20 protein-coding genes are annotated in these 26,061 nt (G+C 66.9%); 10 read left to right on the top strand and 10 right to left on the bottom strand.

The window, feature by feature from the left end:
• Positions 1-198 precede the first annotated feature (198 nt).
• Positions 199-780: a Spy/CpxP family protein refolding chaperone gene (locus ASE79_RS17945; RefSeq protein WP_056419943.1), complete on the top strand. Its 582-nt coding sequence runs from the start codon at positions 199-201 to the stop codon at positions 778-780.
• Between the two features lie 39 nt (positions 781-819).
• On the opposite strand, the gene ASE79_RS17940 is transcribed toward ASE79_RS17945, so the two are convergent.
• The 3 genes from ASE79_RS17940 to ASE79_RS17930 are packed head-to-tail and all read right to left on the bottom strand — an operon-like array spanning position 820 to position 3,692.
• Positions 820-1,518, bottom strand: coding sequence for a hypothetical protein (locus ASE79_RS17940; protein WP_056419940.1), 699 nt, complete (start codon positions 1,516-1,518; stop codon positions 820-822).
• A gap of 33 nt (positions 1,519-1,551) precedes the next feature.
• Entirely contained in the window at positions 1,552-2,949 is a 1,398-nt protein-coding gene (locus tag ASE79_RS17935; protein ID WP_235517048.1) for a sensor histidine kinase, read from the bottom strand.
• Positions 2,946-3,692 (bottom strand): response regulator, encoded by a 747-nt coding sequence (locus ASE79_RS17930; protein ID WP_056420517.1) that lies wholly within the window; start codon positions 3,690-3,692, stop codon positions 2,946-2,948. The genes ASE79_RS17935 and ASE79_RS17930 overlap by 4 nt, the downstream gene beginning before the upstream one ends.
• Positions 3,693-3,916: 224 nt before the next feature.
• On the opposite strand from ASE79_RS17930, the gene ASE79_RS17925 reads away from it, so the two are divergent.
• Positions 3,917-4,765 carry a response regulator gene (locus ASE79_RS17925; protein ID WP_082445432.1) on the top strand — a complete coding sequence of 283 codons (849 nt, stop codon included), beginning with the start codon at positions 3,917-3,919 and terminating at the stop codon, positions 4,763-4,765.
• 15 nt (positions 4,766-4,780) lie between these two features.
• Here the strand turns inward: ASE79_RS17925 and ASE79_RS17920 are convergent, their stop codons facing one another.
• From ASE79_RS17920 to ASE79_RS17905, 4 genes are all read right to left on the bottom strand, one after another.
• Positions 4,781-6,574 carry a putative bifunctional diguanylate cyclase/phosphodiesterase gene (locus ASE79_RS17920; protein WP_056419937.1) on the bottom strand — a complete coding sequence of 598 codons (1,794 nt, stop codon included), beginning with the start codon at positions 6,572-6,574 and terminating at the stop codon, positions 4,781-4,783.
• Positions 6,575-6,639: 65 nt separating this feature from the next.
• Positions 6,640-8,232, bottom strand: coding sequence for a GGDEF and EAL domain-containing protein (locus ASE79_RS17915; protein ID WP_235517071.1), 1,593 nt, complete (start codon positions 8,230-8,232; stop codon positions 6,640-6,642).
• Between the two features lie 291 nt (positions 8,233-8,523).
• On the bottom strand, positions 8,524-9,276 hold the full coding sequence (locus tag ASE79_RS17910) for an SDR family NAD(P)-dependent oxidoreductase (protein WP_056419931.1): 753 nt from the start codon (positions 9,274-9,276) through the stop codon (positions 8,524-8,526).
• Between the two features lie 92 nt (positions 9,277-9,368).
• Positions 9,369-9,860, bottom strand: a complete 492-nt coding sequence (locus ASE79_RS17905; RefSeq protein ID WP_234422726.1) for a TetR/AcrR family transcriptional regulator — start codon at positions 9,858-9,860, stop codon at positions 9,369-9,371.
• Between the two features lie 213 nt (positions 9,861-10,073).
• On the opposite strand from ASE79_RS17905, the gene ASE79_RS17900 reads away from it, so the two are divergent.
• The 5 genes from ASE79_RS17900 (at position 10,074) to zwf (ending at position 19,453) form a co-directional block, all read left to right on the top strand.
• Positions 10,074-11,291: an efflux RND transporter periplasmic adaptor subunit gene (locus ASE79_RS17900; RefSeq protein ID WP_056420511.1), complete on the top strand. Its 1,218-nt coding sequence runs from the start codon at positions 10,074-10,076 to the stop codon at positions 11,289-11,291.
• Positions 11,292-11,297: 6 nt separating this feature from the next.
• A complete protein-coding gene (locus ASE79_RS17895; protein ID WP_056419929.1) occupies positions 11,298-14,498 on the top strand; it encodes an efflux RND transporter permease subunit in 3,201 nt (1,066 codons plus the stop codon).
• Between the two features lie 5 nt (positions 14,499-14,503).
• Positions 14,504-16,057, top strand: a complete 1,554-nt coding sequence (locus tag ASE79_RS17890) for an efflux transporter outer membrane subunit (RefSeq protein ID WP_235517047.1) — start codon at positions 14,504-14,506, stop codon at positions 16,055-16,057.
• Positions 16,058-16,310: 253 nt separating this feature from the next.
• Positions 16,311-17,858, top strand: coding sequence for a cation:proton antiporter (locus tag ASE79_RS17885; RefSeq protein ID WP_056419923.1), 1,548 nt, complete (start codon positions 16,311-16,313; stop codon positions 17,856-17,858).
• A 95-nt stretch (positions 17,859-17,953) separates the two neighbouring features.
• Positions 17,954-19,453, top strand: a complete 1,500-nt coding sequence (gene zwf / locus ASE79_RS17880; RefSeq protein WP_056419920.1) for a glucose-6-phosphate dehydrogenase — start codon at positions 17,954-17,956, stop codon at positions 19,451-19,453.
• A 52-nt stretch (positions 19,454-19,505) separates the two neighbouring features.
• Here the strand turns inward: zwf and ASE79_RS17875 are convergent, their stop codons facing one another.
• The 3 genes from ASE79_RS17875 to ASE79_RS17865 are packed head-to-tail and all read right to left on the bottom strand — an operon-like array spanning position 19,506 to position 22,493.
• Entirely contained in the window at positions 19,506-19,793 is a 288-nt protein-coding gene (locus ASE79_RS17875; RefSeq protein WP_055879746.1) for a hypothetical protein, read from the bottom strand.
• A 25-nt stretch (positions 19,794-19,818) separates the two neighbouring features.
• Positions 19,819-20,049 (bottom strand): hypothetical protein, encoded by a 231-nt coding sequence (locus ASE79_RS17870; RefSeq protein WP_056419918.1) that lies wholly within the window; start codon positions 20,047-20,049, stop codon positions 19,819-19,821.
• A 59-nt stretch (positions 20,050-20,108) separates the two neighbouring features.
• Positions 20,109-22,493, bottom strand: a complete 2,385-nt coding sequence (locus tag ASE79_RS17865) for a hypothetical protein (protein ID WP_056419915.1) — start codon at positions 22,491-22,493, stop codon at positions 20,109-20,111.
• 142 nt (positions 22,494-22,635) lie between these two features.
• On the opposite strand from ASE79_RS17865, the gene ASE79_RS17860 reads away from it, so the two are divergent.
• From ASE79_RS17860 to ASE79_RS17850, 3 genes are read left to right on the top strand one after another with little or no spacing between them, the layout of a single operon-like run.
• Positions 22,636-24,636: a Tad domain-containing protein gene (locus ASE79_RS17860; protein WP_082445430.1), complete on the top strand. Its 2,001-nt coding sequence runs from the start codon at positions 22,636-22,638 to the stop codon at positions 24,634-24,636.
• A complete protein-coding gene (locus ASE79_RS17855) occupies positions 24,633-25,220 on the top strand; it encodes a TadE family protein (RefSeq protein ID WP_056419908.1) in 588 nt (195 codons plus the stop codon). Before ASE79_RS17860 ends, ASE79_RS17855 begins: the two co-directional genes overlap by 4 nt.
• Positions 25,217-25,879 carry a TadE/TadG family type IV pilus assembly protein gene (locus ASE79_RS17850; protein ID WP_235517045.1) on the top strand — a complete coding sequence of 221 codons (663 nt, stop codon included), beginning with the start codon at positions 25,217-25,219 and terminating at the stop codon, positions 25,877-25,879. Before ASE79_RS17855 ends, ASE79_RS17850 begins: the two co-directional genes overlap by 4 nt.
• Positions 25,880-26,061: the final 182 nt, after the last annotated feature.

The following is a 26,061-nucleotide window of genomic DNA, read 5'->3' as shown; positions in this document are numbered from 1 at the left end:
AGTTGGTACCATCGCCCGAATGCGCGACCGGGCGTCATGCGCCGCGTTCGCGCCATCGGGATGTCCTGGGCGAGCCGATCCAGCGATCCGCGTGTCGTCGGTGCGGCGCCACGATCGTCAAATCCGCGGTCAGCCGGCGCTGGATCGTTTCCGGGCTGCTCGGCTGAGACCCGCATCATCATCGAAAAGGGGAAAGACATGACATCGAAGATCGTACCGGTGCTCGCATTGCTGCTGGCAGTGCCGGTCGCCGCGAGCGCGCAGATGCACCGCGCAGGGCCACCGAGGATCGATTTCGCCAAGGTGCGACAGCGCGAGGCCGACGACATGGCGTTGCTGCTGCGCTTGCGCCCGGCGCAGCGCCCCGCGCTCACGGCGTTCCTGCAGTCGTTTGCGCCGCCTGCGCCGCCGCAGCGCGGGGAAGAGCTGCGGGGGCCGATGCCGGACGACGGCTTTGCCCGCCAGCTCGAGCGGATGACGGAGATGACGGCACGCCGCGCAGCAGACGATACCCGCCGGATCGCCGCCGCCCGCAGCTTCTACGACAGCCTGGATGCGACGCAGCAGGCCGCGTTCGAGGCGCTGATGCGTTTGCGCCACGGCATCCCGATGATGGAGCCGAGGCCGATGGGGCCGATGGGTCCCATGCCGGGCGGTCCGATCGATCAGGGCCCTCCCGGCGGTGGTCCGTTCCCCGGCGGGCCGGGGCGTGACGGCCCTCCGTATCCGGGGCCGCAGTCGCTGCCGAGTTCGCCCAACGGCGCGGATGGCGATCGGTAGCAAAGACCGGGTGACCGGGCGCCGGGAAGGGTTGAGCCGTCAGCCCTGTCCCGGTGCCCCGTCGCGATCGGGCGTGGCGGGGGCATCGGATCCGTTGCGCCATGTCTCCGCCCCGCTGCGCGGCAGTTCGCCACGCGTGATCGCACCGTCATGGTTGCGGTCGAGCGCGGCGAAGCGGATCGTTGCCGCGCTCGCAAACTCCGCGGCATCGACGCCGCGGTTGCCGTTGCTGTCGGCGGCAATCACCGGTTCGGGGAAGTCGAAGAATCCGAACCGCGCTGCGCCCAGGCGTTCGCGCGGCGCCGCCGTCTTGCTGCCGCCGCCGTTGCCGAAATGCATGCCGTCGCTGCCGCCTCTGCCGCCGCCGCCGTTACGGCCACCCGGTTCGGGCGAGCGGCGGCCGCCGACGACTCGGATCTCGGGCACGAGGACGTTTTCGTAGAATGCGATATCGTCCGGATCGACCTCGCCGTCCTTGCCGCGATCGAGCACCGCAAAGAACCGCATCGCGTCCTGCCGGAACTCGGCGAGCGTCACGCGGCCGTCGCCGTCGGTATCGGCGCCCGCGAACCACAGGCCTTGGGCAGCACCGGGGCGCAGGATCGTGCGGAAGGGTTCGCCCATCGGGCTGACGAACAACTGGCCGCGGCCGCGTTCGGGCGGACCGCCGGGCCGCGGGACGGTGGCGGCACAGCCCGCCAACGCGCCGGCCAGCCCGATCAGGATTACGCGTCGCATGGTGGTTCCTTGCATATCGATACGGAAAACCGGTCAGCCCGGCAGCGTGATGCGCGCGCGCAACCCGCCTTCGGGCCGAGTCTCGAGCGTTGCGTCGCCGCCATGCGCGCGCGCGACCGCGCGGACGCTGGCGAGGCCCAGCCCGATCCCCCCGGTATCGCGGTTGCGCGATTGTTCGGCACGGAAGAAGGGTTCGAACGCGCGGATCAGGTCGTCGGGTTGCATGCCCGGGCCGCGATCCTGCACCTCGATGACGACCGTGTCGCGGTCGCGGTACAGCAGCACCTCGGCATGGCCGGCATATTTGATCGCATTGCCGACCAGATTGCCGATCAGCGCCTTCAGCGACGGCGCGTCGCCCTCGATCGTCAGCGGGTCGCCGGCCTGGAGCACGACGTCGTCGCCGCGGTCGGCGAACTCGTCGGTGACGCTCTCTGCCAGCGATCGCAGGTCGAGTCGCTGGCGACGGACGTTCCTGGTCATGTCGCGAACGAAGGCCATCGCTGCGCCGATGCGGTGGCTCATCTCCTGAATATCGTCCTCGGTGGCGATACGAAGCGCCTCCGGTGCCTTTTCGAGGCGCAACGACAGCCGCATCAACGGCGTGCGAAGGTCATGCGCGACCGCGGCGATCAAGGTCGTCCGATCCTCGACATAGCGATTGAGCCGTTCCTGCATCACGTTGAACGCGCTGGCCGCCTCGGCAATCTCGGGTGGGCCGGTGAGCGTCAGCGGTTCCGCGCGCGGGTCGCGGCCCAGCCGCTCGACCGCCGCAGTGAACTGGCCGATCGGCTTGACCACGCGTCGCGCTAGCAGCCAGGCGATCGGCGCGACGACAGCCAGCGCGACGAGGAACCACAGGATGATCCGGATCCGCCACGGTCCCATGATCGCGCTGTTGGGACGGATCACGCGCCACCGCCCGCCGCCGGTATCGATCGAGACGACGAACGGCCCGAACAGTGCATTCTCCAGCGCGGCGAAATTGCGATGCCGGCGGGGGCCCAGCGGCGGCCCCATCGGGATCGGTGGGCGCAGCGCATCGGCGAACATCGGTCGCCCGGACCGCTCCGCCTCGACGACGACCGCGCTCGCCGGCAGCCCGAGATCGGTGGCGATGATCGCGCCGAGCCGGCGATCGCGCGGACTGTCGGTCGGGTCGGGGCGGCGTGTCGAGATTTCGGTCTTGAGCAGCCTGGCGGGATCGACGCCGGTCCGCGCGAACGCCGCGATCCGGGTGGTGGAGAAGATGATCGGCGTCGGCGGCGGCATCAACAGCAGCGTGGCGAAGTTTAGCACCTGCACCAGCAGCACGGTGATCAGCATCAACGCGAAGATCCGCAGGAACAGCGGCCAGGATTGCGGCAGGCGGCGCACCCGCCCGTCGTCCGCACCCGTGTCTCTGGCACTCGCCGCGGCGGCCGTGCTCACAGCCGCACGACCCGTGGCACAAAGAAATACCCTTCGTTGCGGATCGTCCGGATGATGTCGTCGCCCCGTGAGCGCAGCTTGCGGCGCAGGCGGCTGACCTGGACGTCGATCGCGCGGTCAAAGGCATCGGTATCGGGCCCGCGGGCGGCCTCCAGCAGCGCATCGCGCGCCAGCACCCGGCGCGGACGCTCGACGAACGCGCGCAACACCGCGAACTCGCCATCGGTCAGGTCGATCAGCGTGTTGTCGGCATCGAACAATTCATGCGCGGCGAAATCGACCCGCCAGCCGAGGAAGCCATAGGATCGTCCCTCGCTGGCGTCCTGGATCTCGCGCGCGCGCAATGCGGCGCGGACGGTCGCGAGGATCTCGCGCGGGCTGCACGGCTTGGTGAGATAGTGACTCGCGCCGATCTCGAGCCCCAGGATCCGGTCGGGCTCTGCGCCCAGCGCGCTCAGCATCACCACCGGCGGTCCGGCGGTGCGCGCAAGGCGGCGGCATACCGACAGTCCGTCCTCGCCCGGCATCATCACGTCGAGCAGGATCAGCGACACCGACTGGCGTGCGAGCACCGAGTCCATTTCCTGCGCGCTCATCGCGGTCTCGACATTGTAGCCGTGCATGCCCAGGCTTTGCGCCAGCAGCGTGCGGATCATGTGGTCGTCGTCGACGACCAGCAAAGTCGGTTTCGGCACCACGCCGCCGGTGGTCGGGCTGAACGATTCGGGGACGGGATTCGACATCATGCGGCGATCCTAGCGGGCGCGTGTGTTCGCGATGTTTCCGCATGCGCCAAAGCACGTCGTCTTACAGCGATTCGTTGCCCCGCTGCCCGCCGGGGTTACCGCGCAACGCCTCTGTGTCACGTCGGGGCAGGGGATGTCGCATCGGGAAACATCCCGGACAAACACCGGGTGCAGGGGGATGAGATGGCTCACCGTCTCCCTCTCCTCGAAAGTCGCCGGCGATGAACGTTTCCCAGCATTACGACTCCGCAATCCCCCGCCCGCCGATCGTCACGACATGGCAGGACGATGCGACACAGGATCTTGCGGACGACGCCGGCTATCAGTCTGCCCGCGTGATCATCGTCGACGACGACCCGGGTCTTCGCGAGCTTCTCACCGAATTCCTCGTCGACAACGGCCTCGGCGTCGAGGCGGTGTCGAGCGGCGCGGCGTTGCGCGCGCGCCTCGTCCAGCGGCCGTGCGATCTCGTCATCCTCGACATGATGATGCCCGGCGAGGACGGCCTGTCCGTGCTGCGCGGGCTCGCCCAGTCGGACGATCCCCCCGGCGTGATCATGCTGTCGGCGCTGTCGAGCGAAGTCGACCGGGTCGTCGCGCTGGAAATGGGCGCGGACGATTATGTCACCAAACCATCGACCCCGCGCGAGATTCTCGCCCGGATCCGCTCGGTGCTGCGGCGGCGCAACCGGACGGCCGCGACCGGAACGGACAGCGCCGGCACGGTCGAGCAGGGCGACGCGCCGCGTTTCCATACCACCTATCGATTTGCGGGATGGACGCTCAATTGCCGGATGCGATCGCTCCAGTCGCCCGGTGGCGAACTCGTGTCGCTGACCGAGGGGGAGTTCCAGATGATGGACGCGTTCGTCACGCATCCGCATGCGGTCCACACGCGCGAAGATATGATCGCGTTGTCGGGGCGTGCCGATACCTCGTCGAAGGACCGCACGATCGACGTCAACATCAGCCGCCTTCGCCGCAAGCTCGCGGCGTTCGACCGGACCGAGATCATCCGGACGGTCCGCGGCAAGGGCTATCTGTTCATCGCCGACGTGATCGGTGCCTGACCGGAGTTCGCCCCGTCAGGCGGCGGCGCGCGGGGTCCGCGCCGGATCGCCCGGATGCGCGATGGACCAGGCGCGGAATGCCGCCGCCGGCATCGGTCGCGCGAACAGGAACCCTTGGGCTTCGTCGCAGTCCATCGTCGCGAGGCAGGCTGCGACGCCCTCGGTCTCGACGCCTTCGGCGACGACCCGGTAGCCCAGTTCGTGCGACAACCGGATCATCGTCCGCACGAGCGTCTGTTCGTCGCCGCCGTTGGTCGTCGAATCGAGGTCGCGCATGAAGCTCTGGTCGATCTTGACGACGTCGACGGGCAGCTGCTGGAGATAGGCGAGGCTGCTGTAGCCGGTGCCAAAATCATCGATCGCGAGCCGGATCCCGGCGGCGCGCAACGCGGCAAGCTGTTCGCGCGCCTGCGCGACGTTGCGCATGATGGCGCTTTCGGTGACTTCGAGTTCGATCCGGTCGGCACGGACACGGTGCTTGAGCAGCAGCAACTGGACCCGCGCGGCGAAATCGGGCTCCTCGAGATTGTTGGCGGACAGGTTGATCGACAAATTGCCGTCAAATCCGTCGGCGATCCAGCCGGTCAGCTGTTCCAGCGCGCGGTCGATGACCCAGTGCGTCAGCGGTTTGGCATGCAAGGTCTGCTCGATCAGCGGGATGAACTCGGCCGGCGACACCTCGCCCAGCACCGGATGGGTCCAGCGCAGCAGCACTTCGGCGCCCAGGCATCGGCGGTCCGTCATGTCGACCCGGGGCTGGTATACCAGGCTCAACTGGTCGTCGCTCTCCAGCGCGGGCTCGAAATCGCGCAACAGTTCGTAGCGGCGGCGATGCGCGGTGTCGTTCGCCGAGGAGAAGAAGCAGACGGTCGCCTCCTGCGTCCGCGCGTCCTGTGCGGCACCGTGCGCGAACCGCAGGAGGTCGGTCGGCTCGACCCGGCCGAGCACGACCGGCACGACGCCGACCGCGATCGTGGTGGCGAATCGCATCGACGATTTGATGCTGCACTCGGCGATCTTGTCCGTCAGCACCCTGACATAGGCGGCGTCCTCGATATCGGGCTCGGCGAAGAACACGAACTGGGTCGCCGCGACATGATAGGCGCGCCGGGTCTGCGACAGCGCGTCGCGCAGTTGCAGCGCCGCGAGCCTGACCATCTCGACGACGTGCTCGGAGCCGAGCACGCGAGTCATGTTGTCGATCTGGTCGGTTCTTGCCAGGTCGAGCATCACCAGCAGGCGACGCTCGCCGCCGTGATCGCGCGTGAAATCGTCGAGATCGTCGAGGAATTGCTGGCGGTTCGGCAATCCGCTGATCGGATCGATCCGGCCAAACGCATGTTGCAGCTCGATCTGCGCCATCGCCATCGCGGCCAGATCGCGCAGCGCTGCCATCTCGTCGCCCGTCGCGGTGCGCGGCTCTTTCCCGAGCACGCACAACGCGCCGAGGCCATAGCCGTCGCGAGTCGTCAGCGGTGCGCCGGCGTAAAATCGCGTGCCCGAACGTGCCAGCTGGCTCGACGCGTAGAAGGGATCGTCGAGCAGATCGGGGATCACCAGCGGCGCGGTCTTCTCGGCGACTTCGGCACAGGGCGCACGGGTCCGGCCGAGTTCGGTATGGTCGAATCCGACGCGAGACTTGAACCATTGGCGATCCTCGTCCGTCAACGAGATCGCGGCGACCGGCAGGCCGAATATCTGGCTCGCCATCCGCGTGATCCGGTCAAAGCTCTCGCTGGGTGGGCTATCGAGGATATCGAGCTGTTTGAGAGCGTCGAGCCGCGCTGCTTCGTGCACCGGTTTAGTCATAGTAACACTCTGGCAAATATGACTTAAGTGAGTGTGAATACTCACCAGAATGATCATAACCTAAGTTAAGCGGCGCGTATAGGGTGCGTCTGTCGGCTTCGCTTGGCGGCGTAGAGCGCAGCATCAGCACGCGCCCATGCCGCGGCGAAGCTCTGCGCCGCTGGCGTGGTACGCGAGCCCTGCATGAGCGCGGCGCCGACGCTGCCGCCGACCGGCAGCGTGATGCCGTTGTTGACCAACCGCTCACACAAGGCGCGTTCGATTCGATCGGCGACAACCGCCAGCCGGACGTCGTCGGCGTCGGGCAACAATACGGCGAACTCGTCGCCGCCCAGCCGCGCAAGATGATCGCCGGCACGTACGACTCCGCGCAATCGCCGGGCGACCTCGACCAGCACGGTATCGCCGACGCTATGGCCGAACCGGTCGTTGATCGCCTTGAACCGGTCGAGATCGATCGCGACGATGCCGACGGACACACCGTCATCGGTCTGCGCGAGACGCTGGTCGAGCCCACGACGGTTGAGCAGCCCCGTCAGCGGATCGGTTTCCGCCGCGGCCATCGCGCGCAACTGCCGTTCGCGGTCTTCGGAGATGTCGATCGTCACGCCGACGATCCGCAACGGGCTCCCGTCCGAGGCGCGCAGCAGCTTGCGGTCGCACCGCATCCAGCGGGGGCCGTTGACCGTCGCCAGCTCATATTCGACCGACGCGTTGTCGATCTCGCCGTCGAGCAGTGTCTGGACCGAGGCGGCATCGCGGTTCGCCGGCGCGATATATTCGCCATAGGTATCGAGGTCGATAGGCCCCGATCCGCCCGGCCCGCGCACGAACCGGGAGAAGCTCGGCGAGGTTTCGAACCGCCTGGATTCGACGTCGATATGCCAGAAGCCGCCGCGCACGGCTTCCATCGCCAGCGTCATCCGCGCGTTGATCTCCTGGAGCGCGCGATCCGCGCGTCGCCGCTCGGTAATGTCCTGGACATGCGCAATCATCCGGATGAGCGTCCCGTCAGGCGCGCGAACCGCCGACACCGCGAGCGAGGCATGGACCGGTTCGCCGCTCGGATGAAGGTAGCGCTTCTCCAGCGTATACGTGTCGCGTTCGCCCGCCACGATCTCATCGAACAACGTCACGTCGGCATCCTGATCATCGGGATGCGTGATCGTCCGGAAATCGAGACCCGCCACGTGATCGATCGACAGCCCAAGCATCGCGGCGAACGCGGCGTTGACGCGCTCCATCCGTCCGTCGGCGCCGGTGACGACCATGCCGACGGGGGCATGCTCGAACGCATCGTTGAACATGATCTCGTTCTCGGCGATCCGCGCCTCGAGATCGCGTCGCACGCTGATGTCGGTGACCAGCACGACGACCCCGCGGACGATGCCGTCGGCGTCGATATCGGGGACATAGCTGCCCTGCACGCGGCGCGCATTGCCGCCATCGAACAGCGAATATTCATAGGTGACGCGCGTACCGCTGAGCGCCTCGGTCAGGCGCGGCAGCACGGTCGGGAAATTGGCCTCGCCGACGATATCGCGGCAATGACGCCCGATGATCTGGTCGGGGCCGATCCCGCGCCATGCGGCATAGGTCGCATTGGCGAACCGATAGGTCAGGTCCCGGTCGAAATACGCGACCAGCCCCGGCAACATGTCGAGCACGGCCAGCGCGCAGGGCAAGCCGTCCGGCGAACGACCGGCCCCGCTCAAAATAGATCCATTTTGAAGTCTATCTGGCGCGGGGGTAGGGCGGTGGGTCATGACGCTCCATACGACCGGCATGGTTAAGTGATCGTTCGCACTGCCGTATACTATCGCATCCCAGTCGGCCAAAGCACTGGGGAGTCAAGCAATTGCGCGGTGACGCCGGTGAAGATGTCACCGCGGCACGCGCGCAATTGTACAAAGCTCATCAAGCCCGGCGGCTTGACGAATACTCCGTCTTCAGCCGTTCCGTGCGACCTGGAACCCGGCGAAGGACTGGCTCACTGGCATGATCTCGAGCCGGTTGATGTTCAGGTGTGGCGGCATTTGGGCGATCCACAACAGCGTTTCTGCAAGGTCGCCCCCCGTCATCGGATCGGCACCGCTGTACAGCGTGTCCGACGCGGCCTGATCGCCCGCGGTGCGGACCAGCGTGAACTCGGTTTCGATCATCCCCGGCTCGATCGACGTCACGCGGACGCCCTTGCCGTGCAGGTCCGATCGCAACCCCAGCGAGAATTGCTCGACGAACGCCTTGGTGCCGCCATACACGTTGCCACCGGTATAGGGGTAGGTCGCGGCGACCGACGAGATGTTGATGATCGCCCCCTTGCGCGCGATCAGCCCCGGCAACAGCCTGTGCGTCATCGACACCAAGGCGGTGACGTTGGTCGCGATCATCGTCTTCCACTGGTCGACATTCGCCTGGTCCGCGGGTTTCGTCCCCAGCGCCAGGCCGGCATTGTTGATCAGCAGGTCGATATCGGCAAACGCGACAGGCAAGCCGGCAAGGGCGGCATCGCGCGCGGCCTCGTCGCAAATGTCGAAGACCAGCGGATGAACCCTGTCCGCACCCAGCGCGGTGACCAGTGCATCGAGCCGTTCGGCCCGGCGTCCGGTTGCGATCACGCGCCAGCCTGCGCCCGCAAAGGCGTGCGCGGCGGCCTCGCCGATTCCGGAGGTGGCGCCGGTGATGAGGACGGTTCTGGTCATGATGCTTCCTAGCCGAGGTCCACCGCGCATCGGTGGCAGGCGCTATGTAGGCGCGATCCCCACGGTCGCAAACGACACGCCGGCGGGAACGCCTAGAGCGCGCGGACCGCGGCCAGGATCATTCGGCCCGTCAATCGCGCCGTCTCGCCTTCGGACAGTTGCGGCCGCGACAGGGTGCGATGGCCAAGCCCGAACATGAACGCCAGGATCAGCTCCTCCGCGCCTTCGAGATCGTTGTCCGACAGGTCAGGGTTGGCGACGCAGGCGAGCTCGCGGATCATCTGCCGGAAATCGCGGCACAGGTCGGCGATCGTGTCCGCCACGTCGGCATTGCGGTGCGCCTCGGCCATGATCTCGAACGACAGCGCCTCGTCGCCCTTGGACAGGGCACGCTGCGCCAGCGCGACGAACCCTTCCTCGATCGAGAACTCGCCGGACTTCACCGACGCGTTCATCGCCTGGAGCTCGGTCATCTTCGCCGCCGTGTCTTCCGTGACGATCGCCTGGATCACCGCGTTCTTGCCTGTGAACAGGCGATAGATCTGGCCGACCGATACGCCCGCCGCGACGGCGAGTTCGGACATCGGAGTCTGATGAAACCCTTGGGTCGCGAACAGGTAACGGGCGGCGGCAACGATACGCTCGCGGCTCCCGATCTCATGTTGCACTGCACGCAAAACCATATCCTCAACGCGTTTTTTGGTTGACCCGCCGCTCGCACAATCCTAGCGGGCAGGCAAGCGGAATGAACGTTCATTCCGGTAAAACCTATCTGCACGGACGTCGGGATGCTCAACATGCAGCGATTGAATCTCAAGGGAACGGTGGCTTTCGCCGCGCTTGCACTGATGACCGCGTGCAGCAAGGAGGAGGCGCCCCCGCCGCCGCCCACGCCAACCGTCGGGGTCGTCAACGTCGCCGAGGAATCGGTCGTCCTTACCTCCGAGCTGCCCGGCCGGATCGCTGCGGTGGAGACGTCGGAAGTGCGTCCGCAGGTCAGCGGCGTGGTCCGCGACCGGTTGTTCACCGAGGGCGCGATGGTCAGCAAGGGTCAGGTTCTCTACGCGATCGAGGACGCACCCTATCGCGCGGCACTCGCCAGCGCGCAGGGCCAGCTCGGCGCGGCGCAATCGCAGATCAACGCGACCCGGCTCCAGGCGCAGCGCTACGGCCAGCTCGTCGCGCTGAACGCGGTCAGCAAGCAGGAGGCGGACAACGCCACCGCGTCCGCCCAACAGGCGCGCGCCAATGTTGCAGCGCAGCAGGCGTCGGTCCAGTCCGCGCGCGTCAACCTCGGCTTCACGCGCATCAAGGCGCCGATCTCGGGTCGTATCGGCCGGTCGCTGGTGACCGTCGGCGCGCTTGTCCAGACCGGCCAGACCGATCCGCTCGCGACGATCCAGCGGACCAACACCGTCTATGTCGACGTCGTACAGTCCGCCGCGCAGCTGCTCGATCTCAAGCAGGCGATGGCGACCGGCGGCGTGACCCGCGGCGACGGCAGCGCACGCGTCCAGCTCATCCTGCCGAACGGCCAGACCTACCCGATCGAGGGGCGTCTCCAGTTCGCCGAAGTCACCGTCGACCAGACCACCGGCGCGGTCACGCTGCGCGCGAGCTTCCCCAACCCCAACGGCCTGCTGCTGCCGGGCATGTATGTCCGCGCGAAGCTGGTCGAGGGCACGCGTCGCCAGGCGATCATGGCGCCCACCGCGGGCATCACGCGCGATCCGCGCGGCGGTGCGACCGCGCTGGTCGTCAACGCACAGAACAAGGTCGAGCAGCGCACCGTCACCACCGACCGCGTGATCGGCGACAAGTGGATCGTCACCAGCGGGCTGAAGCCCGGCGACAAGCTGATCGTCGAGGGCCTGCTGAACCTGCGTCCCGGCGCGACCGTCAAGCCCGGTGCTCCGCAGCAGATCGGCAAGGCCGCCGGCGCGCCCGGGGCTGCACCCGGAGGCGGCGACGCGTCCGGCGCGACCAGCAACAGTTCCGCGCAGGCCGGGAAGTAACCGCCCATGTCACGCTATTTCATCGATCGACCCATCTTCGCATGGGTCATCGCGATCATCCTGATGCTGGCCGGCATCCTCGCGATCCGCTCGCTGCCGATCGCGCAGTTCCCTGAGATCGCCGCGCCCAAGGTGACGGTCGCGACGTCCTATCCGGGCGCCGACGCACAGACGCTCGAGAACACGACGACCCAGATCATCGAGCAGCAGATGAAGGGGATCGACAACCTTCGCTACTTCGCCTCGACGTCTGACGGCTCGGGCAACCTCGCGATCACGCTGACCTTCGAGCAGGGTACCGATCCCGACATCGCGCAGGTCCAGGTGCAGAACAAGCTGCAACAGGCGACTCCGCTCCTGCCGCAGGAAGTGCAGCAGGCGGGTCTCCGCGTGACCAAGGCGACCGCCAACTTCCTGCTCGTCATCGCCGCCTATTCCGAGAATGGCGCGCATGACCAGGTCGATCTCGGCGATCTGATCGCGTCGAAGCTCCAGGATCCGCTCAGCCGCATCAAGGGCGTCGGCGACACGCAGGTGTTCGGCGCGCAATACTCGATGCGGATCTGGGTCGATCCGTTCAAGATGTCGAACCTTGGCGTTACCGTCACCGACATCACCTCGGCGCTGACCGCGCAGAACGCGCAGGTTTCGGCCGGCCAGGTCGGCAGCCTGCCCGCGGTGAAGGGCCAGTCGCTCAACGCGACCGTCACCGCGCAGACTCGTCTCCAGACGCCCGAGCAGTTCCGTGCGATCATCGTCCGCTCGGCGACCAGCGGTGCGACCGTGCGTCTGTCGGATGTCGCCCGAGTCGAGATGGGTTCGGAAAACTACAGCTTCCAGGCGCGCTACAACGGCAAGCAGGCCGCAGGCTTTGGCGTGAAGCTGGCACCGGGCGCCAACGCGCTCGATACCGTCACGCTGGTCAAGGCCGAGGTCGCGCGGATCGCCAAGCAGTTCCCGCCCGACGTCAAGGTCGCCTTCCCGATCGACAACTCGACGTTCGTCCGGCTGTCGGTCGAGCAGGTCATCCACACGCTGATCGAGGCGATCGTCCTCGTCTTCCTCGTGATGTTCCTGTTCCTCCAGAATTTCCGCGCCACGTTGATCCCGACGATCGCGGTGCCGGTCGTGCTGCTCGGCAGCCTTGCCGTGCTTCAGGTCGCGGGGTTCACGATCAACACGCTGACCTTGTTCGGCATGGTGCTGGCGATCGGTCTGCTCGTCGATGACGCGATCGTCGTCGTCGAGAACGTCGAACGCCTGATCCAGGAAGAGGGGCTCTCTCCCAAGGAAGCCGCGAAGAAGTCGATGGACGAGATCAGCGGCGCGCTGATCGGTATCGGCCTGGTGCTGTCGGCGGTGTTCCTGCCGATGGCGTTCTTCAGCGGCTCGACCGGCGTGATCTTCCGCCAGTTCTCGATCACCATCGTGTCGGCGATGGCGCTGTCGGTGCTGGTCGCGTTGATCCTGACGCCCGCGCTCTGCGCTACGATCCTGAAGCCTGCCAAGGACGGGCATGGCGAGAAGAAGGGCTTCTTCGGCTGGTTCAACCGCACCTTCGACAAGGGCGTCGGCAAATATGGCAACGGCCTGCGCCGCGTCGAGAAGGGCTGGGTCCGCACGATGCTGGTCTATGCCGTGATCGTCGTCGGCATGGCGTTCATCTTCCTGCGCCTGCCGTCGGGCTTCCTTCCCGAGGAAGATCAGGGCGTCATGTTCGCACAGGTCTCGATGCCGTCGGGAACCCCGATGGAGGAAACCGCGCGGACGATGGACAAGGTCCGCGATCACTTCCTGATTGACGAAAAGGCCAATATTTCGGGCATCTTCACGATCAGCGGGTTCGGTTTCGTCGGCCAGGGCCAGAATGTCGGCATCGCCTTCATCCAGCTCAAGCCGTGGGAGGATCGCAGCGGCAAGGACAACACCGTCGCCGCGGTCGCAGGGCGCGCCAACAAGGCACTCGCCGGGATCCGCGCGGGCATGGTCATCGGCTTCGTGCCGCCCGCCGTGCAGGAACTCGGCAACGCCAACGGCTTCGACTTCATGCTGAAGGACAATGCCGGCGTCGGTCACGAGAAACTGCTCGAGGCGCGCAACATGCTGCTCGGCATGGCCAGTCAGGACAAGCGCCTGATGCAGGTCCGCCCCAACGGCCTTGAGGATGCGCCACAGCTGAAACTGAACGTCGACCAGGCGCAGGCCGGCGCGCTCGGTCTCAGCCAGTCGGACATCAACACCACCGTCAGCACCGCCTTCGGTGGCGCCTACATCAACGACTTCATCGACCGCGGTCGCGTGAAGAAGGTGTATGTGCAGGCCGACGCACCGTTCCGCACGACGCCCGCCGATCTCGGCAACTTCTACGTCCGCGGCACGACCAGCAACGCGATGGCGCCGTTCTCGTCCTTCTCGACGACCAACTGGCAATATGGCCCGTCGCGTCTCGAGCGGTACAATGGCGTGGCCTCGTTCGAGATCATGGGTTCGCCGGCGCCGGGCGTCAGCAGCGGCACCGCGATCAAGGCGATGGAGGAGATGGCGGCCAAGCTGCCACCCGGCATCGGCTATGAGTGGACCGGCCTGAGCTACGAGGAAAACCTGTCCGCTGGCCAGTCGACCACGGTCTATGCGCTGTCGCTGCTGATCGTGTTCCTCTGCCTCGCGGCTTTGTACGAGAGCTGGTCGATCCCGATCGCCGTCCTGCTCGTGGTGCCGCTCGGCGTCCTCGGCGCGGTGGCCGCGGCGATGATCTTCGGGCTGAACAACGACATCTACCTCCAGGTCGGGCTGATCACGACGATCGGCGTGGCGGCGAAGAACGCGATCCTGATCGTCGAGTTCGCCGAGGAGAAGATGGGCGACGGGATGAACGCGGCCGATGCCGCGGTCGAGGCGGCGAAGCTTCGCCTTCGCCCGATCCTGATGACGTCGTTCGCGTTCATCTTCGGCGTGTTGCCGCTCGCACTGTCGAGCGGCGCCGGTGCCGGCGGTCAGAACGCGATCGGCTGGGCGGTGGTCGGCGGCATGCTGTCCGCGACCGTCCTCGCGATCTTCTTCGTGCCGCTGTTCTTCCTGCTCGTGAAGCGCGTCTTCAAGCAGGACAAGGCCGGCGCGGGGCAGGACCGCGATCAGGTACGCAATGACGACGACACCCGTGACGGCGATCCCACGCCCCCCCACGACCAGCGGCCGCAGGAGGCCTGATCCAGATGTTCGCCCCTATGATCTCGCGCAAGACCGCGCTCCTGTTCGCCGCCGGGCTCACGCTCGCCGGCTGTAACCTCGCCCCGAAATATGTCCGGCCCGAATTGTCGGTGCCGGCAACCACGCCGACTGGTCCCGCTTATGCGGCGACCGATGCGGCGGGGGCGATCATGCCCGCGGATACGTCGTGGGAGGTGTTCTTCACCGACGATCGCCTGCGCCGCGTGATCCGCACCGCGCTGGAGAACAACCGCGACCTTCGTGTCTCTGTCGCCAACGTGGCGCAGGCGCGCGCGCAATACCGCGTCCAGCGGGCCGATCTGTTCCCGACCTTTGCGGCGAGCGGCAGCGCAAGCTACGCCAAATCGCCGTTCAACAATATCGGCGGCGGCGCGACGGGCGGCACGGGCACTGGAACCGGAACCGGAACCGGAACCGGAACCGGAACAGGCACGGGGACCGGGACCGGCGCCGGCGCGGTCACCACGGGCAGCGGCCGGACCGATATCTACTCGGCCAATGTCGGCGTCTCGGCGTGGGAAATCGACCTGTTCGGCCGAGTCCGCAACCTGACGCAGGCGCAGCAGGAACAGTATTTCGCTGCGGAGGAAAACCGCAACGCAGCCCAGGTGTCGCTGATCGCGGAGATCGCGACTCAGTGGCTTACCATGGCGGCCGACCAGGATCGTCTCAAGATCGCCCGCGACACGGAAAAGGCCTATGGCCAGACCGTCAAGCTGACGCAGGACCGGTTCCGGATCGGCATCGCGTCCGAACTCGAAGTGCGCCAGGCGAGCACCAGCTATGATCAGGCGCGTTCGGACATCGCCGATGCGACCACGCTGATCGCGCAGGACCAGAATGCGCTGAACCTGCTCGCCGGCACGACGCTGACCGCGGACGTACTGCCGGCGCGGCTCGAGGAAACCAGCCCGACGCTGGAGAATCTGCCGTCCAACCTGCCGTCGGCGGTGCTGTTGCGCCGCCCGGACATCGCCTCGGCCGAGCATCAGCTGATCGCCGCCAACGCCAATATTGGCGCGGCACGCGCGGCGTTCTTCCCGAACATCTCGCTCACCGCGGCGTTCGGCACGATCAGCCTCGGCCTGTCGAACCTGTTCGGCAGCGGCAGCCAGAACTGGTCGGTCGCGCCATCGGTCAGCCAGACGCTGTTCGACTTCGGCAAGAACAAGGGCAATCTGCGCTACGCACAGGCCACGCGCGATGCCGCGGTCGCGACATACGAGAAGAGCGTCCAGACCGGCTTCCGCGAGGTCGCCGATGCGCTCGCGCGGCGTGGCACGATCGGTGCGCAGTTGCAGGCGCAGACGTCGCTGCGCGACAACGCGGCAGGCGCGTTCCGGCTGTCGGAACTGCGTTTCCGTGCGGGCATCGACACGTTCCTCAACACGCTCGATTCGCAGCGCTCGCTCTACACCGCGCAACAGACGTTGCTGGCCGCGCGGCTGACGCGTGACAGCAACTCGGTGGAGCTGTTCCGCGCACTGGGCGGCGGCGTCACGATCGCCCCCGCCACCGCCGACACGCGCCGGCCCTAACGCTTACGCACGAGTCCTCCCCCGCAAGGGGGAGGTGGCAGGCGATAGCCTGACGGAGGGGGAGGTAAGGGGGAACTGCCGTTCCGTGTCCGCCCCCTCCGTCGCTTCGCGCCACCTCCCCCTGGCGGGGGACGATGATGCTTTGTGTTACGTCCCGGTATAGTCCAAACGCGTGCCCCGCGTCGGATGCAAAGCGGGGGCGTCGCCTGGCCACCAGCCGGGCCCATTGCGCGGCGCCGACCGTTGCGCATGCGTGCAGATATTTGAAAGTCTCGACGCGATCCTGCTGACCGCGCTGGTCCTGCTGGTCCTCGCGCGCAAGCTCAACATGCCGTATCCTACCTTGCTGGCGGTTGCCGGGCTGGGCTTCGCGGCATTGCCGTTCGCGCCGCGGATCACGGTCGAGCCCCATCTGGCACTCGCACTGTTCATCGCGCCGGCGCTGCTTCACGCCGCCTATCACACCAGCCCGCGCGCGCTGCGGCGCCACTGGTTCCCGCTGCTGTCGCTCGCGGTGTTCGCGGTGCTCATCACCACCGCGACCGTCGCGCTGGTCGGCGTGACGCTGGGCGGACTGCCGCTTGCCGCCGCGTTCGCGCTCGGCGCGATCGTCGCGCCGCCCGACGCCGCGGCCTCGGAAGCGGTCCTTGGCGAAGTCGGCATTCCACGGCGCGGGCTGTTGTTGCTTCAGGGCGAAAGTCTGCTCAACGACGCGACCGCACTGTTGCTGTTCGGGCTCGCGGTCGCGTTCGCGACGCATGCCGACACGCCGGTGACGCCGCTCGCGCTCGCCGCCGCGGTACCGGGTGGGATCGTGTTCGGAGCGATCGCCGCCTGGGGCTATCTTCGGATCGTACCGCTGTTCGCGGGCACGCTGGGCGCGGGCCTTGCCGATTTCGCGGTGACGTTCGCGATCTGGCTGGTCGCCGAGCGGCTGCATATCTCGCCGGTTCTGGGAATCGTGACGTTCGGCATGATCGTGTCGCAGCGCCGCCCGATCGACCAACCCGCGCGCGACCGGTTGCAGGGCGCCGCGGTCTGGTCGGCGGCGGTGCTCGTCCTCAACGTGATCGCGTTCGCGCTGATGGGGCTGCAGTCGCGCGACGTGCTGGTCGGCCTGCCGGCCGAGCAGCGTTGGCCCGCGATCGGGTTTGCAGCGGTGGTGCTCGCGACCGTGCTGATCACCCGCGTGGCGTGGGTGTTCCTCGTCCGCTTTATCGAAGGCGCGATCGCCAAGCGCTATGCGCCGTCCTGGCTGCCCAAGCCGCCACCGTGGAACGCGTCGATGATCCTGTCCTGGTCGGGTATGCGCGGGTTGCTGACGCTGGCGACGGCCTTCGCACTGCCGCAGTCGGTGCCGGGGCGCGACCTGATCGTGCTGGCCGCGTTCGGCGTCGTGATCGGCACGCTGGTGCTGCAGGGTCTCACGCTTGGCCCGCTGATCCGCCGCCTCGATCTCGGCGCGGACACCGGACTGGCGGACGAGATCGCGCCTGCCCGCAAGCGGCTGATCGATGCTGGCCTTGCGGTGCTGCCGGCGCGCGCGGGCGAGGCAGCGGATGCACTGCGCTTCCGCTACGGTGCCGCGGGCAAGGTTACCGCCGAGGCCGAAGATCCACAGGCGACCTCCGAATTCGACGTGCTCCACCTCGAGATGATCGCCTGCCAGCGAGTCACGCTGCACGCGATGCGCGACAAGGGCGAGATTGCAGAGGACGTCTATCGCCGACTTCAGGAGGAGCTCGACTGGGCGGAGGTCGATGCGCGCGCGTTCGGCGACAACATCCTGACCGCCACCTGAGGCACGCGCGGGGCCGGGGTCGGGAACATCGGCACCGGCTACGCTGTTTGGGGAGACCATAACCGAAAGGGTCGATTCATGTCCGAGGCGTCTTCGTGAGCAAATCCGTCAAGCCCGCACCGCCGACGACTCTCGTGATCTTCGGGGCGTTCGGGGACCTGACCCGCCGTCTACTGATGCCTGCACTGATCAACATGACCCGGCTGGGACTGGTCGGTGGGGATTTCAGCGTGCTCGGCGTCGGTATCGACAAGGGGAACGACCAGTCGCTGCGCGATGCGCTCGGGAATTTCGATGCGAAGGGCGGCGAGGGGGCCGGGGAGAAGGGAGACGCCTGGGCGCGGCTCAAGGACCGCGTCGGCTATCTCCAGGGCGATTTCACGAAGGACGACGTCTACGCGCAGCTCAAGTCGCGGGTGAGCGGCAACGTCGCCTTCTATCTCGCGGTGCCTGCCAAGTTCTTCGGCGAGATCGTCGACAAGCTCGCCGACCACGGCCTGATGCGCGAAGACGCGCACGCATTCCGCCGGATCGCGATCGAGAAGCCGTTCGGCCATGATCTCGCGTCCGCCCGCGCGCTCAATGCGCGCATCCTCGCCAAGGTGTCGGAGGCGCAGGTCTACCGGATCGATCATTTCCTCGGCAAGGAGACGGTCCAGAACATCATGACCGCGCGGTTCGCGAACATGATGATCGAGCGCGTGTGGAACGCCGACTGCATTGCGCACGTCCAGATCACCGCCGCCGAGACGGTCGACGTCGGCACGCGCGGCAAGTTCTACGATGCGACCGGCGCGTTGCGCGACATGGTGCCCAACCACCTGTTCCAACTGCTCGCGATGGTTGCGATGGAGCCGCCGGCCAGCTTCGATGCCGAGGCGATCCGGAACGAGAAGGGCAAAGTCCTCAAGGCCGTCCGCGTCTATTCGCCCGCCAAGGCGAAACGCAACGGCGTGCGCGGCACGTACACAGCTGGCACGGTGAAGGGCAACGCCGTGCCCGCTTACACCGCCAGCGCCGATGTCGCGCCCGACAGCCGGACGGAGACCTATGTCGCGCTGAAGCTGATGGTCGATACGTGGCGCTGGGCAGGGGTGCCGTTCTACCTGCGCACCGGCAAGGCGATGACCTGCCGAGACACCGAGATCGCGATCACCTTCAAGCCCGTACCGTTCGCCTCGTTCCCCGGCGCGCCAGCCGACATGCTCCCGCCCAACCGGCTGATCATCCAGATCCAGCCCGACGAGGGGCTGAGCATGGACATTAACATCAAGCGCCCCGGCCTTGAGGTCGCGACCGCGCCGATCGCGCTCGATTTCCGCTACGCCGACGCGTTCGATATCGGCCACCTGACGGGGTATGAATCGCTGATCTACGATCTGTTCGTCGGCGACCAAACGCTGTTCCAGCGCGCCGATGCGATCGAGGCGGGATGGGCCGCGGTGCAGCCGTTCCTCGATCTGTGGGCAAGCGATACGAGCACGCCCGAGCTTTATGAGGCGGGTTCGATGGGCCCCACCGCGGCGGATGCGCTCCTGGCCCATGACGACCATAGCTGGCACGAACTCGCCCCGGCAGGCCAGACGGTACCGTAATCTGCCCTCCATTCCCCCGCCTCCGCGGGGGAACAGGGCGGCAGACGACAGATCAGACGCGCTCGGTCAGCTCGATCTCGCCCTCGACTTCCATCTCGTCCTCGTCGCCCATCTCGTCCATGTCGGGCATCGTGAAGTCGGCCTTCCAGTCATACACCTTCTCGACGCCGCCCTGCACCCAGACTCGGACCGCGCCCTCGGTGATCTCGCCGCCCATCGCGCCGACGAAATCGGCGACCAGCGAATCCGCGGCATCCTCGTGGTCGGTCGCGCCGGGGATCGTCGCAGGGGTCATCTCCTCGTCGAGTTCGATGATCTGCGCCCAATATTGCTTTGCCATGTTCAGCTCCTGATAAATGCCGCGGTCAGCCGGCGGTGATGATGGGGTGATCCTCGCGCAGCCGGTCCGCCAGCCGCTCGACCGCGTCGACCTCGCTCGCGCTGCCCGACGGCGTCACCGCCCAGTTGCAATGCGCGTGCGTCGCGAGGCTGTAGACGCGGACGTCGCCGACGATCAGCCGCCACCGTCGCCGGTCGCCGCTATTGTACCGGACGAGGTTGGTCACGAACAGGCTCTGGAGATCCGATGCGGTCATCCGCGCCCCATAGCGACAAGTGGCCATCCGCCGCCACCGCAAACGGGCCGGCTTTGCGGTCAGGGTTTGACGGCGACCGTCGCCGTCACCGCCGGATCGTCCCGCAACCGCAGGAACAGCGTGCCGCCGGCCGGTTGCGGCACCGCCAAAGTTGCGCCGGTATAGCCTTCGGGCACCCGAACGGCACCCGCAAACCCGCTGCTGGCCGCGACCGAGTCGATCAGGAACAGGTTGCTCCCCGCCAGCATGCAGACCGTGTTGCAGGTCACCCCCGCCAGAACAGGCACGCGAACGAGCGTCGTCAGCGGCACCCAGTCGCCCGCGACGTCGCCCTGCACCAGCCGCCAGACGAGCGGCCCATGCGCCGACACGCCCAGCGCCTTGCCCGGCTCGACCGACACCACCGCGATCCGGTCGTCCTGCACGGTCAATCCGCGCCCCGACGTGACACTGGTCGTCATCGCGCCATCCGCCGTCGCGATCTCGATGCTGTCGCCCGGCGAAAACCGCGTTCCCTCGGCGCGGACGGAAAATGTCAGGCGCGCATCCTGCGCGATAGCCGTATCCCCGGCGAGTACCACCGGCAGCCCGGAGGCGGGCGGCGACACCGCGCTCTTGGCGATCAGCGTCGCCTTAGGCCGCGCGGCGGCGACCGCGAACTTCACCGAACGCTTGCGCCCATCGCTCAACGTGACGAGCGCGGTCTTTGCCTGGCCCGCGGCGAACGGCGGCGCCGTATCTGCCACCAGCGCCAATCGGTCGGTCTTGTCCGCGCGCACCACGTCGCCCGGCTTGAACGTCACCCCGTCGACGCTCATCGACGCCACCAGGTCGAGCCGGGTCCCCGCCAGCGTGCCCGACGCATCGCCCGCATGCACCGTGAATCCATCGATCCGCCCCGCCTCGGCGAGCGCGGTCAACGCGATCCGCTCGGGCGCCTCGACGCCATATTGCTTCACGAGCAACGCGAGTTTCCCCGGCGTTGCCTTTGCCAGCGGCAGGGTCAGCCCGATCCGATCGCCGGTCGACGTCCACGCCAGCGGCACGTCGCCCGCGGTGCCGACCAACGTCACCGACTCGACGCAGCTCGGCGTCGGTCCGCTCAGCGCCACCGCGTTGTCGCGCCCGACCACCAGGCTCTCGGGATCGGTATCCACCATCTGCCACCCGCCGGCGCGCGGCACCTGCAAGCGGAAGCGCGGCCCGTCGAACGGCGTGAAGCCCCAGCGCCCGTGCAGCGTCGCATCGGTCACGCTGCCGAGCCCTGCGGTCCGCATCCCGACCTGGTCGAGCACATAACCGCCGCGCTCGGCATCGGCCTCCACGGGCAATTCGACCACGCCACCCTGCGGCGTCGTGACCCTCAGCATCATGTCGTGCGCAAACTGCGTCGCATAGATCAGCGGCGCGCCCTCGACCGGCAGGACGAGATCGGGCTTGGCCGCGCAGACCAGCCGGTCGGCCTCGGCGCGCCGCATCGTCGGGGTCTGGGCTGCCCCGGTCTCGATCACCGGCATCGCCACGACCATCACCGATTTCGGACTCGCGAACGACGGCGCGGCGTTCAGCAGCAGCGCCAGCCGGTCGTCACGCGCGCGCGCGAGCGCGGGAATATAGCGAAACTGGGTCGACTGGAACGCGCCGAAGATCTTCGCCAGATCGCGCACCACGCCGATATACGGGCTGTAATAGCCAAGCCCGCCCTCCGGCGTCGCGCTCAGTTGCAACGCCAGATCGGTCGGCGCGCCGACCAGCGTATCCGCCAGCGTCGAGCTCTGCCCGTCCGCGAGCACCAGCGAATCGCGGCTCTGCGTCAGGCACGATGCCTGGAGGTCCGCGGCGAGATCGAGGCATTCGGCCTTGAGCTTGATCGCCAGGCTGCGCGACAGCAGCGGCGACACCGCCTCGATCCGCTCCGGCCGGGTCCGCTCCAGCGCATGGATGCCGTCGAGAAAAGCGTCGAGCCGCGCGCGGTCGAGCGATGCCTGATCGAGATCCTGCACCGCGCGCACGAACGCCCCCGGCTGTTTGCGCACCGCACTGATCACCGCATCGAACCCGCCGCTTTCGGGCACCAGGAACACCACCAGCTGCCGCGCGCCCTCGGGTACCGTCAGTGCAAGCGTGTTCTTCTTGGCCTTCCACGTCTCTGCCTTGAAGAACCATGACTTGGGCGGCGGTTCGGTCGCCCCGCGCAGGAACGCGGCGACCAGCAGATAGCGCGTGCCATCGTCCTTCTTTCCCGTCGGCAGGTCCGCCGCGACCGAGACGCGGTCGCCGGTCGCGAGCTTGGGGACCTGTGCGATCGGCAGCGTCGTCGTCCCGTGGGTCACGCCGACGCGCAGGGTCGGCCCGGTCAGGTCGAACGGCGCGGGGTCGGCCTGCGCCGCCATCGGCACGAGCAGGGCGGCGATCAGGCAGGAGGGGAAGAGTCGGAGCTTCATCGTGGCGCGATCTCGGATTGTCGACGACAGGGTGTGTCTCGCAGGCGGTGTGCGCCCGGGCGGTGTCGATTTTGAGGCACGCGGGGTGCCGGCCCGGCCGCCGCGAGCCCTACTTAAAAAAGGCAATAATAACCGCAATTTAATGTTCGGCTGCGATTCAACCAAAATGAACGGAACCGGGTCCGATCCGGTTCGAGGGGGATGGATGCTACAGGGCAAGACACGAGCCAGCGGCCCGCGAGGGTCGCTCGGCGGCGCATTACGGCGCCTGCGCGGTAACCGCAGGGGATCCGCGATCGCCATGATGGCGGCCGGGCTCATCCCGGCGATCGCGGCGCTGGGCTCGGCGATCGACGCGGGGCGGATCTATATCGTGAAGTCGCAATTGCAGACCGGCGTCGACGCGGCGGCGCTCGCCGGCGCGCGCGCCTTCTCGGTATCGGGCACCGCCAGCAACTCGCGCGAGAGCCAGGTCGCGGCCTATTTCAGCGGCAATTTTCCCGACACCTATATGGGTGTCACGAACCTGAAGGTGGCGCCCGCCTTTACCGTGATCAAGGACATCAACACCACCACGGTCGTCGCCACCGCGACGCTGCCGATGTCGTTCATGCGGTTGTTCGGCTTCATGCAGCAACCCGTGCGTGCGACCGCGCGGGCGGCGATCAACCCGCACCCGCTCGAAGTCATGATGGTGCTCGACAACACCGGTTCGCTCAAGGCCAACCTGCCGCGCGACTCGAACGGTGTCGTCAAGACCCGCATCACCGCGCTGAAGGACGCGGCGAAAAGCTTTAACGAGATCCTTTTCCAGGGCAGCGACACGCGCAAGGATCTGGCGATGGGGTACGTCATGTACGACATCACCGTGAATGTCGGCAAGTTGCTGACCGACTGGCGATCGTCGTCCGTCCGCCAGATGTTCGGGTTCAACGACGTGGTCGCCAACACCTATGGCGGCACATGGCCCAGCAACAAGCTCGGGTGGAAGGGCTGCGTATTCGGGGACGATACGGTCAAGGATCTGACCGCGACGCTGACATACCGGGATCCGAACGCGTGGGATATCGATCGCACGCTGCCGGGCGAAGGCGCGCATCCGCCGGTAAAACCGTATTTCATCCCCCCGATGTACGTCCCGCAGATGCCGGGTAACGCGGTCGCGACCGGCGCCAAGGCGAACCCGTCGAGCGCCTATTATAGCGTTGCTAATGTCGAGCCGAACAACAATCTCTACAAGTTGCACCCCAGCTATTACGACCAGATGCTCAACCTGGATTTCTACGGCAACCAGTTCGCGAACAACCCGTACCGCGAGGCCTTTTACGACGCCTATATCGACCTGAACGACAACGCCGCCAAAGCCGACAACGACGTGATCGTCCGGGCGGACAATGGCGGCTTCTACGATCCGTCGAGCAACCCGTGGAACTTCACGACGCGCACCGGCACGCAGTTCCGCGTGCGCTACGACAGGATCCCCCAGTTCAACAACTGGAAGGACGCCACCGAATATACCGTCAACCCGCTCGGCGGCAGCGTCGACGACGGCGCACGGAACAAGACCGAATTCCCGTCGCCCAACTGGCAATGTCCGGAGGCCGCGACCAAGGTCGATTACGGCCGGTCGCGCAGCTTCTACGACGACGTCATCGATCGCCAGAACGCCGCCATCTATCCCGCGAACGGGACGTTGCACCATGCCGGGTTGCTCTGGGGCTATCGGTTGCTGGTGCGCGACGACGTCTTCAAGCGAACGCCGCCGCGTGGGCAGGAGGAACCCAAGCGGGCGCTGGTGTTCATGACCGATGGCGAGACCGCGCTCGGCACCAGCCAGAACGGCTATGACGACCGGACCTGGACCTTCTACGGCAATTATGCGGACTCGCCGATCTCGTCGAGCAAGGGGGGGCTGATCGGTCAGTCCGAACGGCGGTTTGCCAAGACCTGTGCCGCACTCCAGGCGGAGGACAATGCGCCCAAGGTCTACATCGTCGCGCTGACGACGACTGACCGGAACACGTTGGCGATGTTCGAACAGTGCGCGCCGGGGCACGTCTATCAGACGTCCGACACCGCGACTCTGAAGGCGGCGTTCGACGATATCGCGTCCGAACTCGTCGACCTCCACCTCGTCCAGTGACGGTTTCCGCCAGGCTGCGCACCGACGTGCGCGGCGTCACCATCGTCGAGTTCGCGATCATCCTGCCGGCGATGCTGTCGCTGATCTGCGGCGCGATCGAGTTCGGCCACATGCTGTTCGCGCGGGTCGTGCTGGAGGGCGCGGTGACCGAAGCCGCGCGCGCCGCGACCGCCACACTCGAGACCAAGGAATCGGAGCGCACCGCGATCATGCGCGCGAGCATCGCCAAGTCGATGAGCGATTTCGGCACCGCGCCCGGCAAGTCGATCGAGATCGTCACCACCGTCTACCGCGATTTCAGCACCGCATTCCCCGAAACCTACACCGACGCGAACGGCAACAAGCAATATGACAAGGGCGAACCCTATGTCGATCGCAACCGGAACGGCATGTGGGACAATGCTACCCAGGTCGCCGGCAATACGCTGGGCGGGCCGGGCGACGTCGTGAGCTACACCGTGAGATTCCCCAAGCGGGTCCTGTTCGGGTTCGTGGGGACCGCGATCGGCTATGGCGCGGGCGTGATCCCGGTATCGGCCTCGACGGTGGTCCGCAACGAAGCCGTCGTGACGAGCGCGTCGTGAGGCGCGCCCCGCTGATACCCGCGCTGCTGCCCGCACTCATGCGCACGCGGCGCGCGGTCGCGATGCTCGAATTCGCGCTGGCGCTTCCGCTGTTCCTGGGGTTCGTGCTGACCGCGATCGAGTTCGGCAATTACATCATGGCCAATAACCGCGTGCAGCGGCTTGCGGCGATGAGCGCGGATCTCGTCGCGCAGAGCGGTACCGGCGATATCGGCATCGGCGAGGCGCAGATCTACGACCTGTTCAGCGCACTCGACCTGACCGCGCGACCCTATGATCTGCGCAACGACGGGCGGATCGTCATCACCGGCGTGCGCGGGACCGACACCGACAATAACGGCACGACCGAGAACCAGATCCTGTGGCAACGCTTCGACGGCGGTTATGTCATCGCGCCGCAGGTGGGCTGCAACAAGACCGTCACCACCGCGTCGCTGCCCGCTGGCCGGCGGTTGCCGCTGGGCGAGATCCTGTTCCACGTCCAGGTCAGCTATCGCTATCGGCCGATCCTGACGGATATTCCGTTCCGCATGCTCTCGCTGCCGGTCGATTTCACGCGCACCGCGATGTTTCGCGCGCGCAACAAGGATTTCCAGTCGCCGACGCCCGACGACCGGTTTCCGCCCAAGGACAAATGCACGACCGCGAGCGGGCTGTGAGCGATCGTTCGGCCGCTGCGCGTGCCGGGCAGGCGGGCAAGGGAGCGGCCTGAAGCACCCGCGCGGTCATCACGTTTCACCGCTACCCCGGCGCGGCTCGTCGCATCGCGGGTTGCCGTCGGGCGTCGTTCAGCCTCCCCCGCCCACAACGCCGCGACGACCGCGCGCAGGGGATTTTTCGA

Origin of the sequence: Sphingomonas sp. Leaf28, assembly GCF_001421685.1 — a bacterium.
Lineage (GTDB): Bacteria > Pseudomonadota > Alphaproteobacteria > Sphingomonadales > Sphingomonadaceae > Sphingomonas > Sphingomonas aurantiaca.
The sequence above is the reverse complement of the archived record's forward strand: the minus strand, read 5'-3'. Positions and strand labels throughout refer to the sequence as shown.

Bases quoted from the DNA above. Each gene is read 5' to 3' on its own strand.
- ASE79_RS17900 (WP_056420511.1), top strand. From the start codon at position 10,074: ATGCAGCGATTGAATCTCAAGGGAACGGTGGCTTTCGCCGCGCTTGCA.
- ASE79_RS17905 (WP_234422726.1), bottom strand. From the start codon at position 9,860: ATGTCCGAACTCGCCGTCGCGGCGGGCGTATCGGTCGGCCAGATCTAT.
- ASE79_RS17875 (WP_055879746.1), bottom strand. From the start codon at position 19,793: ATGGCAAAGCAATATTGGGCGCAGATCATCGAACTCGACGAGGAGATG.
- ASE79_RS17870 (WP_056419918.1), bottom strand. From the start codon at position 20,049: ATGACCGCATCGGATCTCCAGAGCCTGTTCGTGACCAACCTCGTCCGG.
- ASE79_RS17945 (WP_056419943.1), top strand. From the start codon at position 199: ATGACATCGAAGATCGTACCGGTGCTCGCATTGCTGCTGGCAGTGCCG.
- ASE79_RS17940 (WP_056419940.1), bottom strand. From the start codon at position 1,518: ATGCGACGCGTAATCCTGATCGGGCTGGCCGGCGCGTTGGCGGGCTGT.
- ASE79_RS17930 (WP_056420517.1), bottom strand. From the start codon at position 3,692: ATGTCGAATCCCGTCCCCGAATCGTTCAGCCCGACCACCGGCGGCGTG.
- ASE79_RS17915 (WP_235517071.1), bottom strand. From the start codon at position 8,232: ATGTTGCCGGGGCTGGTCGCGTATTTCGACCGGGACCTGACCTATCGG.
- ASE79_RS17860 (WP_082445430.1), top strand. From the start codon at position 22,636: ATGTTCGGCTGCGATTCAACCAAAATGAACGGAACCGGGTCCGATCCG.
- ASE79_RS17895 (WP_056419929.1), top strand. From the start codon at position 11,298: ATGTCACGCTATTTCATCGATCGACCCATCTTCGCATGGGTCATCGCG.
- ASE79_RS17910 (WP_056419931.1), bottom strand. From the start codon at position 9,276: ATGACCAGAACCGTCCTCATCACCGGCGCCACCTCCGGAATCGGCGAG.
- ASE79_RS17925 (WP_082445432.1), top strand. From the start codon at position 3,917: ATGAACGTTTCCCAGCATTACGACTCCGCAATCCCCCGCCCGCCGATC.
- ASE79_RS17920 (WP_056419937.1), bottom strand. From the start codon at position 6,574: ATGACTAAACCGGTGCACGAAGCAGCGCGGCTCGACGCTCTCAAACAG.
- ASE79_RS17865 (WP_056419915.1), bottom strand. From the start codon at position 22,493: ATGAAGCTCCGACTCTTCCCCTCCTGCCTGATCGCCGCCCTGCTCGTG.
- ASE79_RS17890 (WP_235517047.1), top strand. From the start codon at position 14,504: ATGTTCGCCCCTATGATCTCGCGCAAGACCGCGCTCCTGTTCGCCGCC.